The sequence below is a fragment of the Streptomyces sp. NPDC059003 genome, assembly GCF_042740445.1.
In the GTDB taxonomy this organism is placed as follows: Bacteria; Actinomycetota; Actinomycetes; order Streptomycetales; family Streptomycetaceae; genus Streptomyces.
The window spans coordinates 144,723-158,282 of the sequence record NZ_JBHYJH010000001.1; the positions used below are offsets into that span (position 1 = coordinate 144,723).

Below are 13,560 nucleotides of genomic sequence, written 5' to 3' on the forward strand. Positions count from 1 at the left end.
CCCCTCGTCACACCTCGGGTCATTTCTCGGGTCATTTCTCGGGGCGCACCTCGGGTCGTAGCCGGGGCGCGCCTCGGGTCATATCTCGAAAAGAACAGGGCCGTCGGTCCCCGTGCCAGGGCTGTCAGCCACGTCGTCGTCCGGCCGTGGGCGCCCTTGCTGCTCCGCCCTCGTTGCCCGGCCCGCTTCCAGGGCCTCGGCCTGCTCCGCCACGGTCCGCAGATCGAACAGCTGGCCGACCCGCAGCACGCCGGGCCAGACGCCCTCCATCCGCACGTGCAGCTCCACCACCCGCCGGGAGTTGCCGCCCACCTGGAAGAACACGTCGTCGAGCCCGAAGTCGTCGTGCTGGAGCACCGCCGCCCAGATCTCGGCCAGCGACCGCTGAACCGGTGTCCACCGCTGCCGCCCTTCGGCGGCGGCACCCGCCAGGGGGTCGGTCAGCAAGGCGCGGAGCGCCGCCTCGTCCACCTTGCCGCTCGGCGCCAACGGGAACGCCCCGAGCGCGATGAGACGTTCCGGCACGGCCTGGGCGACCAGGCGCTCCGCGCAGTACGTCAGCAGCTCCCTGGTGCCGGGCAACACGGCGGCCGCCTCGGCCGGTGCCCAGAACGCGGCGAGGGTGGTCTCCCCGTGCTCGCTGGGCACGCCGAGCACCACCGCCTGGCTCACGGCGGGATGGCTCTCCAGTACGGACTCGACGGCACGGCGCTCGATGCGCGCCCCTCTGACCTTCATCTGGCCGTCGGCCCGGCCGCGGAACTCCACTTCCCCGTCACTGTTGACCAGCGCCAGGTCACCGGTGCGGTACATGCGCTCCCCCGGCTGTCCGGTGAACAGGTCGGCGACGAACCGCTCCGCGGTCTGTGCGGGGCGCGCCGCATATCCGGCGGCCACGTGTGGGCCGCCGATGTACAACTCGCCCACGCGGCCCGGCACAACAGGCATCAGGCGCTCGTCCAGCACGTACGCCGTGCAGGCACCGAAGGGTCGGCCGATCGGCACTACCGACCCGGCAGCCTCCCGAACGGGGTGCGCCAGACTGATCACGGTGGTCTCCGTGGGGCCGTACACATTCCTCAGGTCGACCCCGGGGAGCACCTCGCGGTGGCGTTCGGCCAGGGGGACCGGCAGGGCCTCGCCCCCGAGGACGACAAGGCGCAGGTGCGCGCCGAACGACGCCATCCCGGGCAGCATGAGCCGGTAGAACGACGGTGTGGCCGCCAGGTGCGTGGCCCGCCAGGTGCGGGCCAGGCGGGCCGCGGCGTCCGCGTCGGACAGCTCGTCCTCGCCGGGCAGTACGGCTGTTCCGCCAAGAATCAGGGGCCGCAGGGTGAAGTGCAGTGATCCGTCCCATGTGAGCCGCATCGCGGAGAACGCGACCAGGTGTGACTCGTCGTAGGGGTAGTCCCAGAATTCGAGCAGCGCGGCCAGGTTGTCCACCGTGATGACCACGGCCTTCGGAACGCCCGTCGATCCCGAGGTGGTGATCACATATGCCGGTGCGTTGCCCGGCACGGAGACCACGTCATCCGCAGGCGGGCCGGCCGGTCGCGGCCCACCCTGTTCCAGCAGCACCGGAGCGGCCCCACGGGCGCGGGCGCCGAGCGCCGCGACCGCGTCGGCCGAGGTCGCCGGGTCGGCGGGATCGAAGACGACGGCCCCGCAGTCGACGTCGTCGAGCAGTGCGCGCAGCAGCTCCACCGGATGCCCGGGATTCACCACGCACCAGGCCGCACCGATCCGTGCCGCCGCGACCATGCCCACCACGACTTCCACGGTCTGTCGCTGGTACAGCACGGCGGTCCGGCCCGGCCGGACGCCGGCGGCCGTCAGGCGTGCGGCGAGCGCGGCGCTTGCTTCGTCCAGCTCCCGATAGGTCAGTGCCCGCGGACCGACCACGATCGCTGTGCGGTCGGGCACCCGCGTGAAGTGCCGTACGACCGCGGACAGCGCTCTGTGCCCGGTAGGCGTCCTTGTCACCCGAGTCACCCCCTACCTCCTCGACGACAGTGCCGTGCTGTGCGCTTCGGCTCGGGTGGTCCAGCACGCCCGGGTGCCGCCGTCGTCGGCCATGGCGAGGCGGCCGGGGTCAACGGACCACGTCCCCGGCTCGTTCTTCTTGTTCTCCGAGACGGCGCAGCAGCCAGGTGCTCCATGCCGCGACGGGGCTGCTGTTCATCACCAGGCAGTGCTCGCCGGGGGCTTGGGTGGCCGCGGCGTCCGTCATGTTGATCAGGACGTCCACGGACCCGAGGTGTCCGTAGGCCGCCAGGTTGCGCCGGCAGACGGGATGTATCTCCGTGTCCAGCGCCTCCTCCCAGAAGGCGAACGCCCCGGCGGCCAGGTTCTGGGTCAGATGGGTGCCGATCCGCTCCTGGCCGAGTCCGTTGCGGGCCAGCAACTCCGCGTTGAGGGCGGCGAAGCGCTTCCGGCTCTCCACGGCGAGCCGGAACGAGTACGTCGGCTCGTCCGCGCACTCCTCGGCCCAGTCGGGCTCGGGGATGTGGCGGTAGTCGATGAAGAACAGGTCGGCGTACTTGCCGTCGCTCCGCACGGTCTGGTCGACGAGTTCATGGGTACCGGTGCCCGACGTGGTGAGGAGGACCGCGCCTGCTCCGTCGCCGAGCAGGGTCATCGGCGGACGGTACCTGTTGGGGGTCGGGGTCCGCGCCGCGGCCACGACCAGGACGTTGCGACAGCGCGGGTCCCCGCGCAGCAGGGCGGAACCGAGGGCGAAGGCAGCCGAGACCGAGACGCAGCCAAGGTCACCGACCGCGGTCGTGAACGCCCGGTGCGCGCCGAGCCGGTGCTGGAGGCGGGTCGCCTCCGAGGCCAGGAGATACTCCGGGACACGGCCCTGCACCAGCAGCAGCGCGTCGAGATCGGCGGCGTCGAGCCCCGCGCGGCTCAGCGCGATCCGGGCCGCGTGCTCCGCCATGTCCACCTCGGACGCCTCGCCGGCGTCCCGGACGGTGTCGACGCCGAGCCCCAGCGCGTGTTCACGCCGCGCCGCCGGAAGCTTGTCCAGCTCCGGCAGCGCGGTGACGGCGATCTCCCCCTCCGGGAACCAGGTGGCGACAGGGCCGATGACAATGCGCCGTTGCGTGCTCACCGTGACAGCCTCCTTGCGGACGGCCCCAGCAGCTGGCTGCTGTGGGAGGCCTCGGCGACCTCGTCCGCTCCCTCGATGGTTTGCATGACCTTGGCGTGCCTCAAGAACCGGTCGGCCCTGCTGCTCTGCGCTCAGCCTCCGCCCGTTCAACTCCTGCGCCTGCCACGGCCTTTGTACGCAGCCGACGCACCGGACGAGCACGCAGGGACCAACCCCTCGGGCCAACGGCCCAGGGACGCGGAGGGCTCCGCGATCGCCCACCTTCACGGACGTGGATCAGCCGGTCAAGACCACTTGGTGCCGGGTGCGGGCAAGTGGTTGTCCAACCTGTGGTGTCCTTCCGAGCCGTGTCCTTCCAACAGGACACGGCGGGAAGGGAGGCATCAATCCACGGAGACGTCGCCGGCGCCGTCGAGGACCTCACAGGGCCTGAGCGCGAAAGCGGCGGGCTGCCCGGCGTAGCCGAACTCGCCGTCGAGGAAGCCGCCGTGGTGGCTGGGGAACACCACCGTCTGCCGGCCGAGCAGTCGGGCCGTCGCCACCGCGGTCCGCCCGGTGAAGACGTCCTCGGACTCCTCCCCCACCGCGATCACGACCCGCGTCGGCGCCGCCAGCAGCGCGTCGGCCTCGGGGCGGTAGCTGCTGACCGCCCACGAGCGGTCGGACAGCAGCGGATCGTCACAGCGACCGTCATCCCCGGTCGGCATCCCGAACGCGGCGGGATCGGCTGCGGGCCTGCCGAAGCGCGTGCGGGCCTGATGGCCTTGTGTGTGGGGCGTGCGACGGCCTGGCCGCCGCCCGCTCCCGCAGCCGCACCGGCGGCCGGACACCCAAGCTCGGCCCCCGCCAGGTGCAGCTCGCCCGGGAGATTCACGACTCCGGCGACTACACCGTCCAACAGATCGCCGACGAATTCGGCGTCACCCGCCCCACCATCTGCCGCCACCTCAGCAAGGTCGCCAGCGAGCCCACTGAGACCGGGTAGCCGCCCATCATCCCAGGCCAGGGGCTACGCCGTTGTTTTCTCGACGAGTACTACTGGGACCCCAATAAGCCAGCAGGATCGGTGACACGGTTCTTACCGGCACCCCTACACCTCGGCGACCTCGGTCAGTCCCGGCGCCGTCTGCCCGTCTCCCGCAACGGCGCGGCACCGTACGGCTCGTGCAGTTGAACAACGGCTGCCTGACGTTCTCGCCGTTGGTGGCTTGCTCGCGCAGGCGCTCGATCTCGTCGTACTGGGCAGCCAGCCGGGAGATCGCCAGGACCTTGAACTCGGTCAGCTCGGCCAGCTGCTCATCTCGGTGGCGATCCGCTTTCTCAGCTCGTCGACCTGTTGCTTGAGCCGGTCTACCTGGGCGTCCCTCGGGGCGACAATCTCTCCGGCGGCCCGGAGTTCCTGCAGCCGCCGTTCGAACTCTTCGGCGAGGTGCTGGTAGAGCCCGGGCCTGGGGGTGCCGTCGCGCGGCGTCCGATCCTGACCTCTTCGGCGATGTCTCCCACGCGGCGGTCAGCAGGAACAGAGTGCCGAGGAGCATGCCGAGGTCTTTGAGGACCCAGTGCCGCGAAAGGCGAAGGTCGTCGTGGAGGAAGGTGATAACGACCCGCAGAAGAGCCCATTCGGTGACGTGGAAGCACCATTTAACAGCTAGGTTGACCAGCGTCCTTCTCCACGCCCCCTACCTTGGCCAACTCCAACGACAGTCCCTGGCTGTCCAACGCCGACCGGCCGCTCACCGGGTACGAGCGGATCTTCGGCACCGTCGGCACCCAGCGCTCGATGCGTACGCGCGGAGCCATCGAGGACGTCGCGAAGATGGCGGACCGCGGCGGCCTGACGGTCGCGGACCTGCAGCGGCAGCAGTTCGCGAACCGCGCGCCCGCGGGCGACCTCGCCGCGGCCGACGCCGCCCGGGCCTGCGCCGCACTCCCGTCGGGGTCGGCGACGACCAGTGACGGCAAGGCCGTCGACGTGACCGGGGCCTGTGCGGTACTGAAGTCCTGGGACCGCACCATGAACACGGACAGCAGGGGCGCGCTGCTCTTCGACCGGTTCTGGCGTGCCCTGACGGCGAAGGTGCCGAACGCGCAGCTGTGGAAGGTGCCGTTCTCCGCGTCCGACCCGGTGCGCACGCCGCACACGCTCAACACGGACGCGCCGGGCTTCGCCACGGCACTCGCCGACGCGGTCACGGAGCTGACGGCGGCGGGCATCCCGCTCGGCTCCCGGCTCGGCGACCACCAGTTCGTCGTCCGCGGCGGCAAGCGGCTTCCGATCCACGGCGGCACCGAGTCCCTGGGCGTCTGGAACAAGCTCGACCTCGACTGGCACCCGCAGAGCGGCGGCTACACGGAGGTCAGACACGGCTCAAGCCACATCCAGGCCGTCGGCTGGGGCCCGTCCCCGTGCCCGAAGGCCCGCACGCTCCTGACCTACTCCCAGTCGTCCGACCCCAACTCCCCGCACTACAGCGACCAGACCCGCCTGTACACCGACGAGCGCTGGGTGACCTCGCGGTTCTGCGAGAAGGACATCCGCACGGCACCCGGCCTGAAGGTGGTGAAGGTGCGCGAGCGCTGACGCGGCGTCCCGGTCCAGGTCTGCCGTCAGCAGACCGGACGGGCGGCGGGGTACCCCTCTGTCAGGCTGCCCCTATGGGAACGACCATGGCGATACGCCGACTTGACCTGGGGTACTTCTTCCGGCCCGCGTCCGAGACGGGCGGACCGCAGCCGCGCGTGGAGCCCGCGCTCGCCTATCTGGTCCGGCACGAGCGGGGGCTGCTCCTCTTCGACACCGGCATCGGCGACGCGGGCGCCGACACGGAGGCGCACTACCGGCCCCGGCGCCGCCCGCTCCCGGACGCCCTGGCGGCGGCCGGGGTGGCGCTCGCGGACCTCTCCGTCGTCGTGAACTGCCATCTGCACTTCGACCACTGCGGCGGCAACCCCTCGCTGAGCGGCACGCCCGTCCTGGTACAGAGCGCCGAACTCGCCGCGGCCCGCCAACCCGGTTACACCGCCGAGCAGTTGGTCGACTTCCCCGGCGCGGTGTACGAGGAGTTCACCGGCGAGGCCGAGATCTGGCCGGGCGTCCGGATCGTCCCGACGCCGGGGCACACTCCGGGGCACCAGTCGCTGGTCCTGGACCGCGGGGACGGTGCCGTGGTGCTCGCGGGCCAGGCGCACGACACCGCGTCCTCCTTCGCGTCGGACCAGCTGGCCCGCGAGGCCGCGCGGGACGGCGCGGCACCGCCCCTGCCGCCGTACCCGGACTGGCTGGACCGGCTCGCCGACTTCGCGCCGCGGCGCGTGTGCTTCGCCCACGACCACTCGGTGTGGGAGCCGTCGGACGCCGGGTGAGCCGGTTCGGGGACCGGCGCGCCGGCCCATAGCCGCCGGGTGTTCGACGATCCCCCGGCTCACTTCTTCTTCACGCCCTCGTTCCAGATCAGCTTGGCCAGGTTCGGCTTCACGGCCGTGGTGATGACGCCCATGGCCGTACGGACGTACCGCCGCTCCGCCAGCTCGTCCAGCATGCTCGCGGCCAGGTCGGCGCGGGCCGTGAAGACGCCGTCGGCGCTGGTCTCCGCGGTGTGGAAGTCCGTGACGACGGGGTGCTCGAACAGGCCCGACGGCCGGACGAGGGTCCAGTCGAGGTCCGTCTGCCGGATCACCGCCTCCATGCGGCGCATGTCCTCGTGGAGGGTGCGGCCGAGGCGCCGGTTCACCAGCGGGTCGAGCACGTGGTTGAAGAAGTGCGCGCCGGTGGGGCGCCAGGCCGGGTCGGCGATGCTGGAGCTGACGGCGAGCAGCCGCTTGACGCCGTGGCGGGCCATGGCCCCGGTGATGGCCGCGGCGCTCGCCGAGTACGTGGTGATGGTCTCCTTGCTGAAGCGCGCGCCGAGGGCGGACAGGACGGCGTCCGTCCCGCTGATCGCGGCGTCGACGGCCACCGGGTCGGTGGCGTCGGCGACGGCCACGGCGAGGCCGGGCCGCGCGGACAGGGAGCCTGGGCGGCGGGTCACGGCGACGACCTCGTGGCCGGCGGCGAGTGCCTGGTCGGTGAGGTGGCGGCCGGTCGGTCCGTTGGCGCCGAAGACTGCGATACGCATGAGGGCGGGGATCCTTTCGTACGACTCCTGGAACGCCCTTGACAGTGCCGATCACAAAACGCAGGCTCAACGCCGATGAATATCGCCGCCCCCGCTCCCTCCCGCACCCGAGGCCGCCCCCGCGGCAACCCGCCGACCCGCGAGTCGATCGTCTCGGCGGCCCGTGCGCTGTTCCTGGAGCACGGCTACCGGCGCACCACCCTGCGCGCGGTGGCCGGGGCCGCCGGGGTCGACCCGGCGCTCATCTCGTACCACTTCGGGTCGAAGAAGGGCCTGTTCGCGGACGTGATGCAGTTCGCGTGCGCCAACGCGCTCGCGGTGGACGACGTCCTGGCCGGCGACCCGGCCACCCTCCCCGACCGCCTGGTCGACGCGGTGACGGGCCTGTGGGAGGACGCGGACTTCCGGCAGCTCACCGCGCAGGGCGACGAGGCCGCCGCGGCGATCCGCGAGTATCTGGAACAGGAGCTGCTGTCCCGGCTTGTTGAATTTCTCGGCGGCCGGGACGCGGCCGCCCGCGCCACGGCCGTGGTGACGATCCTCGGAGGGCTCATCTACATCCGCTACCTCAACCCCCTCCCCACCCCCGCCACCCTCACGCCGTCCGAGACCCGCCGCGTCCTCACCCCGGCGCTGCGCGCGGCACTGGCCCCGAGGCCGCGCACCGCGGCAACCACGGCAGCCACGGCAGCCGCGAGGAGGAGACGGGGAGTTCACGTGACGAGCTGAACTGAGCTGAGCTGAGCCGGGCTGGGCCGGGCCGGGCGTCACACCGCCCGCTCGCGGCCCTCCCAGTACGGCTCGCGCAGCCGCCGCTTGTACAGCTTGCCGTTCGGGTCGCGCGGCATGGCCGCGATGAAGTCGACGCTCCTGGGCCGCTTGTAGCCCGCGAGCTGGCGCCCGCAGTGGCGCAGGATGTCCGCGGCGAGCGCGTCGTCCGGCGCGTGCCCGTCGGCGGGCTCCACGACCGCCTTGACCTCCTCGCCCCAGTCGTCGTGCGGGATGCCGAACGCGGCGGCGTCGGCGACCGCGGGGTGGGCGAGCAGCGCGGCCTCAATCTCGGCCGGGTAGATGTTGACACCGCCCGAGATGATCATGTCGATCTTGCGGTCGCGGAGGTAGAGGTAGCCGTCCTCGTCGAGGTGGCCGAGGTCGCCGACGGTGAAGAAGTCGCCGATGCGGTTCTTCCGCGTCTTCGACTCGTCCTTGTGGTACGAGAATCCGCCGGTGTTCATCTTCATGTAGACGGTGCCCAGCTCACCGGGCGGCAGCCGGTTCCCGTCGTCGTCGAAGACGGCGAGCTCGCTGATGGGCCAGGCCTTGCCGACCGTGCCGGGCCGCTTCAGCCAGTCCTGCGCGGTCGCGAACGCGCCGCCGCCCTCGCTGGCCGCGTAGTACTCCTCGACGCACTCCCCCCACCACTCGATCATCGCCCGCTTCACCTGGTCCGGGCAGGGCGCCGCCCCGTGGATGGCGTGCCGCATCGACGACACGTCGTACGCGGCCCTGGTCTCCTCGGGCAGCGCGAGGAGGCGGTGGAACTGGGTCGGCACCATGTGGGTGTGCGTGCACCGGTGGGCGTCGATCAGGCGGAGCATCTCCTGCGGGGTCCACTTGTCCATGAGGACGAGGGGGTGGCCGATGTGCAGGGCGGCGCCCGCGAACTGGAGCACGGCCGTGTGGTAGAGCGGCGAGCAGACCAGGTGCACGTTGCCGTCGAAGGGGCGGATGCCGAAGATGCCGAGGAATCCGCCCAGGGAGGCCTCCTCCGGCGGCCTGCCCGGCAGCGGGCGGCGGATGCCGCGGGGCCTGCCGGTCGTCCCCGAGGTGTAGTTCATGACCCAGCCGAGGGTGCGCTCGGACGGCGCCGACTCGGGCTGCCCGGCGAGGAGTTCGCGGTAGGGGCGGAAGCCGGGCACGTCGCCGACGGCGTAGCGGCGCGCGGCCGGGAGTCCGGCCTCGTCGGCCGCGGCGGTGGCCCCGTCGGCGAACCGCTCGTGGGCGATCAGGACCTTGGCGCCGGAGTCGGCGACGATCCAGGCGATCTCCGGGCCGACCAGGTGGTGGTTGACGGGGACGAGGTACAGGCCCGCCTGGGTGGCGGCGAGGTACGCGGTGAGGAGCTCCACGCCGTTGGGCAGCACGACGGCGAACGCGTCACCGCGGTCGAGGCCCGCGGCGCGCAGTCCGTGCACCAGTCGGTTGACCTCCGCGTGCAGGCGGCCCGCGGTCCACCGCTCGCCGTCCGGCGCGGTGAGGACGACGCGGTCCGGGTCGGCCGTGGCCTGGGCCCAGAAGCCGTTGGGCGCTGGGGACATGGTGTCGGCTCCTTCTGCTGGTCGGCTCCTGCTGCGACTCGGTGGCTCCTGCCACGGCTCGGTGGCCTGCCGCGGCTCAGTGGTTCCTGCCGCGGCCCGGTGGCCTGCCGCGGCTTGTCGGTGGCGGATCAGGCGCGGCCCGCGACGCGGTTGAGGCGGTCGATGGCACGCTCGAAGCCCCGGGTGAGATCGTCGAGGACCGCCCGCACGCTGCGCTCCTCGTTCATCCGCCCGACGATCTGCCCGACGGGCGTACCGAGCAGCGGCTCCACCTCGTGCTTCTGGATGCGCGACACGGCATCGGCCACGAGGAGCCCCTGCAGCGGCATCGGCAGCGCGCCCGGGCCGCTCGGGTCGTCCCAGGCGTCCGTCCACGCGGTGCGCAGCTGCCGCGCGGGCTTGCCGGTCAGGGCCCGCGAGCGGACCGTGTCACCGGAGCCCGCCGCCAGGAGCTTGGCCGTGAGCGCCCGCGAGTGCAGCTCGGCCTCGGTGGTGGTCAGCCAGATGGACCCCGTCCACACGCCCTGGGCCCCCAACGCCAGTGCGGCGGCGGCCTGTTCGCCGCTGCCGATGCCGCCCGCGGCGAGCACGGGCAGCGGGGCGACGGCGTCGACGACCTCGGGCGTGAGGACCATCGTCGCGATCTCGCCGGTGTGGCCGCCCGCCTCGTAGCCCTGCGCGACGACGATGTCGATGCCCGCGTCGGCGTGCTTGCGCGCGTGCCGGGCGCTGCCCGCGAGGGCGGCGACGAGGACGCCGTGGTCGTGGGCGCGGACGACGACGTCGGCGGGCGGCGAGCCGAGCGCGTTGGCGAGCAGCTTGATCGGGTAGTCGAAGGCGACGTCGAGCTGACTGCGGGCGACCTGTTCCATCCAGCCGGTGATGCGCCAGCCGGACGCCTCACCCTCGGCGAGCTCCGGCACTGCGAACTTGGCGAGGGTGTCCTGGACGAACTGCCGGTGCCCCGCGGGAATCATGGCCTCGACGTCGGCCTCGGTCAGTGCCTGCCCGTCCGGTGCCTCGACCTTCTTCGCGGGCATCACCACGTCCAGGCCGTAGGGCCGGCCGTCTACGTGCTCCTGCATCCAGTCCAGGTCGCGCGCGAGGTCGTCGGGTGCCGCGTACCGCACCGCGCCGAGCACCCCGAACCCCCCGGCCCTGCTGAGGGCGGCGGCGACAGCGGGGAACGGGGTGAACCCGAAGACGGCGTACTCGACACCCAGGCGCTCGCTCAGCTCCGTCTGCATGCGCGCAGGATGCCGCAGCGGCCCGGACGACGGAAGAGATTTTCTGATGCGGTGTCAGATTTCCTGGTTGCGACGCCTCGGATGCGATCCCTCGGATGTGACCTGCCGGATGTGATCTAACCGACCGGTCAGACTTCTGACCGGTCGGTTAGAGTGCTCGTACACGACAAGGGAGGACGTGCACGATGAAGCGCACGACGTGCTGTGTAGTGGGGGGCGGCCCCGCGGGGATGATGCTGGGACTGCTGCTCGCCCGTGGCGGGGTGGACGTGACCGTGCTCGAGAAGCACGGGGACTTCCTGCGGGACTTCCGCGGGGACACCGTGCACCCGTCGACCCTGCGGCTGCTCGACGAGCTGGGGCTCGGCGAGGCCTTCGCCCGGCTCCCCGCCCGCAGGCTGCACGAGATGCGGATGCACATCGAGGGCACCACCGTCATCGCGGGCGACCTGCGCCGCATCCCGGGCCGGCACAAGTACATCGCGATGGTCCCGCAGTGGGACTTCCTCGACCTGCTCGCGACCGCGGCCGCCGAGGAGCCCCGGTTCACGCTGCGGATGCGCACGGCGGTGACGGGGCTGCGCAAGGACGCGGCGGGGAAGGTCACCGGCGTCACGTACACGTCCGAGGACGGCGACACCGGCGAGCTGGACGCCGAGCTCGTGGTCGCCTGCGACGGGCGGGACTCGGTGGTGCGGGCCGCCGCCGGGCTCGTGCCCGACTACGTCGACGTGCCCATGGACGTCTGGCAGGTGCGGGTGCCCGCGCCGCGCGACGCGACCAAGAACGGCCGCGTCTTCATGAGCGTACGGGACGGCCAGATCGCCGCCACGATGGACCGCGGCGACTACTACCAGACCTCCTACCTCATCGAGAAGGGCGCGGACGAACGGCTGCGCGCCCACGGCATCGACTGGTTCCGCGACCGGCTCGGCGACCTGCTCGACTGGGACCGCGACGCGCTGCGCGAGATCCGCTCCTGGGACGACGTGAAGCTCCTCGACGTCACGATGGGACGGCTGCGCCGCTGGTACGTGGACGGGCTGCTGTGCATCGGGGACGCCGCGCACATCATGTCGCCGGTCGGCGGGGTCGGCGTCAACCTCGCGGTCCAGGACGCGGTCGCGGCGGCCCGCATCCTCGTGACGCCGCTGCGGCGCGGCGACGTCGGCATGGACGACCTGCGGCGCGTGCAGAAGCGCCGCCGGCTGCCCACCGTCGTGACGCAGCGGTCGCAGCTCGCCGAGCACGACACGCTGCTGCGCCCCGCCCTCGCCGGGACGCTCCGCGGCGACCGGCTCCCGACCCCGTTCAAGCTCCTGCAGAAGGTGCCCGCGCTGCGGACGGTGGCCGGGTACATGGGCGGGGTGGGGGTCCGCCCGGAGCACGCGCCGGGGTTCGCGCGGCGGCGGGCGGCCAGGGCGGGCTGACGCTCACGAGGTGCCCGGCTACCCTTCGGGGTGCCCGAGCCACTCCAGGGCCGCCGTCGTCAGCGCGGTCACGCCGGTGGTGACGGCCGGTTCGGGCTCCGGGGCGAACCGGGGCGAGTGGTTGGAGGGGATGTCCCGCTCCACGGTCCCTGCGGCCGCCGCCGCGGCGTACGCCTCCGGGTCGCAGCCCCCGAACAGCCAGTAGCAGACGGGCGCGCCGGCCGCCGTGCCGAGGATCCCGACGTCCTCGCTGCCGGTCACCGGGCCCGGGTCGACGACCGTGCCGTCGCCGAGCACCGCCTCGACGGCGCCCATGGTCCGGGCGACCGCGGCCGCGTCGTTCTCCACGACGGGGAACGCGTCGAGCACGGTGAACTCCGGCTCCCGCTCCGCCCCGGCCACCAGCGCCTCGCCCCGCACGATCCGCTCGACGGCGGCGCGCACCCGGGCCCGTACCTCTTCCTTGTACGTACGGATGCTGAGCCGCAGCTCGGCGCGGTCCGGGATGACGTTGTCCACCGTGCCCGCCTGCAGCGCGCCGACGGTGAGCACCGCCGTCTCGCCGCCCGGGACCTCCCGCGAGACGACCGTCTGCAGCCGCATCACCGTCGCGGCGGCCATCACCACCGGGTCGACGGACGTCTCGGGCCGTGAGCCGTGCGCGCCCGTGCCGTGCATCACCACCTTCAGCGAGTCGGAGGCCGCGAACGCCGGTCCCGGGTGGCAGGCGACCATGCCCGCGGGCAGCGGCGCCACATGCTGCCCGAGGACCACGTCGGGTGTGCCGAATCGCTCGAAGAGCTTGTCGTCGACCATGGCCCGCGCGCCCTGCCCGGTCTCCTCGGCGGGCTGGAAGACGGCGACGATCCGCCCGCGCCAGTGGTCCCGGGCGTCCGCGAGCAGCTTCAGCGCGCCGAGCAGACAGGTCACGTGCATGTCGTGGCCGCAGGCGTGCATGACGCCTTCGGTGCGCGAGGCATAGGGCAGCCCGGTCAGTTCGGTGACCGGCAGCGCGTCGCAGTCGGCCCGCAGCAGCACGGTGGGGCCCTCACCGTGGGCGAGGACGGCCACGACGCCCGTACGGCCGACGCCGGTCGTCACGTCGTACCCGTACGCCTCGGCGTGCCGGGCGATCTCACGCGCCGTCCGGTGCTCCTCGAAGGCCCGCTCCGGATGGGCGTGCAGGTCCCGGTACAGCGCGGTCAGGTCCCCGCGGATGCCGTCGAGTCCGGCCAGTGCCGCCCGGTTCCGGGAAGCGGCTGACGGGGTCCGGGAAGCGGCCATGTCTGCCATGCGACTCCTTCGCTGCTACGGCGTGCCTCCCTCTGCTGCCCA

General features: G+C 72.5%; 10 protein-coding genes and 2 pseudogenes. 5 read left to right on the forward strand and 7 right to left on the reverse strand.

The genetic code is table 11. From position 1 onward, the window contains the following. Positions 1 to 78: 78 nt before the first annotated feature. The 3 genes and pseudogenes from ACFWZ5_RS00600 to ACFWZ5_RS00610 all read right to left on the reverse strand — a co-directional run. Positions 79 to 1,983, reverse strand: coding sequence for an amino acid adenylation domain-containing protein (locus ACFWZ5_RS00600; RefSeq protein WP_384786967.1), 1,905 nt, complete (start codon positions 1,981 to 1,983; stop codon positions 79 to 81). Between the two features lie 109 nt (positions 1,984 to 2,092). Continuing rightward, a complete protein-coding gene (locus tag ACFWZ5_RS00605) occupies positions 2,093 to 3,115 on the reverse strand; it encodes a 3-oxoacyl-ACP synthase (protein WP_384786970.1) in 1,023 nt (340 codons plus the stop codon). A 383-nt stretch (positions 3,116 to 3,498) separates the two neighbouring features. Next, positions 3,499 to 3,858: pseudogene (locus ACFWZ5_RS00610) on the reverse strand (alpha/beta hydrolase); the annotation flags it as partial. Between the two features lie 23 nt (positions 3,859 to 3,881). Here ACFWZ5_RS00610 and ACFWZ5_RS00615 point away from each other — a divergent pair. The 3 genes and pseudogenes from ACFWZ5_RS00615 to ACFWZ5_RS00625 all read left to right on the forward strand — a co-directional run bounded on the left by ACFWZ5_RS00615 (position 3,882) and on the right by ACFWZ5_RS00625 (position 6,478). After that, complete coding sequence (locus tag ACFWZ5_RS00615) at positions 3,882 to 4,100, forward strand: helix-turn-helix domain-containing protein (RefSeq protein WP_384786972.1); 219 nt, start codon at positions 3,882 to 3,884, stop codon at positions 4,098 to 4,100. A 693-nt stretch (positions 4,101 to 4,793) separates the two neighbouring features. Then, a pseudogene (locus ACFWZ5_RS00620) lies at positions 4,794 to 5,696 on the forward strand (penicillin acylase family protein); the annotation flags it as partial. Positions 5,697 to 5,782: 86 nt separating this feature from the next. Continuing rightward, positions 5,783 to 6,478: an MBL fold metallo-hydrolase gene (locus ACFWZ5_RS00625; RefSeq protein WP_384890054.1), complete on the forward strand. Its 696-nt coding sequence runs from the start codon at positions 5,783 to 5,785 to the stop codon at positions 6,476 to 6,478. A 59-nt stretch (positions 6,479 to 6,537) separates the two neighbouring features. Here the strand turns inward: ACFWZ5_RS00625 and ACFWZ5_RS00630 are convergent, their stop codons facing one another. Continuing rightward, positions 6,538 to 7,230, reverse strand: a complete 693-nt coding sequence (locus ACFWZ5_RS00630; protein ID WP_384786978.1) for an NAD(P)-dependent oxidoreductase — start codon at positions 7,228 to 7,230, stop codon at positions 6,538 to 6,540. 75 nt (positions 7,231 to 7,305) lie between these two features. Here ACFWZ5_RS00630 and ACFWZ5_RS00635 point away from each other — a divergent pair, with 75 nt between their 5' ends. After that, positions 7,306 to 7,959, forward strand: a complete 654-nt coding sequence (locus tag ACFWZ5_RS00635) for a TetR family transcriptional regulator (RefSeq protein WP_384786981.1) — start codon at positions 7,306 to 7,308, stop codon at positions 7,957 to 7,959. Positions 7,960 to 7,997: 38 nt separating this feature from the next. Here the strand turns inward: ACFWZ5_RS00635 and ACFWZ5_RS00640 are convergent, their stop codons facing one another. Further along, positions 7,998 to 9,548, reverse strand: coding sequence for an acyl-CoA synthetase (locus ACFWZ5_RS00640; RefSeq protein WP_384786984.1), 1,551 nt, complete (start codon positions 9,546 to 9,548; stop codon positions 7,998 to 8,000). 128 nt (positions 9,549 to 9,676) lie between these two features. Then, positions 9,677 to 10,795: an NAD(P)H-dependent flavin oxidoreductase gene (locus ACFWZ5_RS00645; protein ID WP_384786987.1), complete on the reverse strand. Its 1,119-nt coding sequence runs from the start codon at positions 10,793 to 10,795 to the stop codon at positions 9,677 to 9,679. A 185-nt stretch (positions 10,796 to 10,980) separates the two neighbouring features. On the opposite strand from ACFWZ5_RS00645, the gene ACFWZ5_RS00650 reads away from it, so the two are divergent. Continuing rightward, positions 10,981 to 12,225 carry an FAD-dependent oxidoreductase gene (locus ACFWZ5_RS00650; protein ID WP_384786990.1) on the forward strand — a complete coding sequence of 415 codons (1,245 nt, stop codon included), beginning with the start codon at positions 10,981 to 10,983 and terminating at the stop codon, positions 12,223 to 12,225. Between the two features lie 18 nt (positions 12,226 to 12,243). On the opposite strand, the gene ACFWZ5_RS00655 is transcribed toward ACFWZ5_RS00650, so the two are convergent. Next, on the reverse strand, positions 12,244 to 13,509 hold the full coding sequence (locus ACFWZ5_RS00655; RefSeq protein WP_384786992.1) for an amidohydrolase: 1,266 nt from the start codon (positions 13,507 to 13,509) through the stop codon (positions 12,244 to 12,246). Between the last annotated feature and the right edge of the window lie 51 nt (positions 13,510 to 13,560).

Bases quoted from the DNA above. Each gene is read 5' to 3' on its own strand.
- ACFWZ5_RS00625 (WP_384890054.1), top strand. From the start codon at position 5,783: ATGGCGATACGCCGACTTGACCTGGGGTACTTCTTCCGGCCCGCGTCC.
- ACFWZ5_RS00630 (WP_384786978.1), bottom strand. From the start codon at position 7,230: ATGCGTATCGCAGTCTTCGGCGCCAACGGACCGACCGGCCGCCACCTC.
- ACFWZ5_RS00635 (WP_384786981.1), top strand. From the start codon at position 7,306: ATGAATATCGCCGCCCCCGCTCCCTCCCGCACCCGAGGCCGCCCCCGC.
- ACFWZ5_RS00640 (WP_384786984.1), bottom strand. From the start codon at position 9,548: ATGTCCCCAGCGCCCAACGGCTTCTGGGCCCAGGCCACGGCCGACCCG.
- ACFWZ5_RS00645 (WP_384786987.1), bottom strand. From the start codon at position 10,795: ATGCAGACGGAGCTGAGCGAGCGCCTGGGTGTCGAGTACGCCGTCTTC.
- ACFWZ5_RS00650 (WP_384786990.1), top strand. From the start codon at position 10,981: ATGAAGCGCACGACGTGCTGTGTAGTGGGGGGCGGCCCCGCGGGGATG.
- ACFWZ5_RS00655 (WP_384786992.1), bottom strand. From the start codon at position 13,509: ATGGCCGCTTCCCGGACCCCGTCAGCCGCTTCCCGGAACCGGGCGGCA.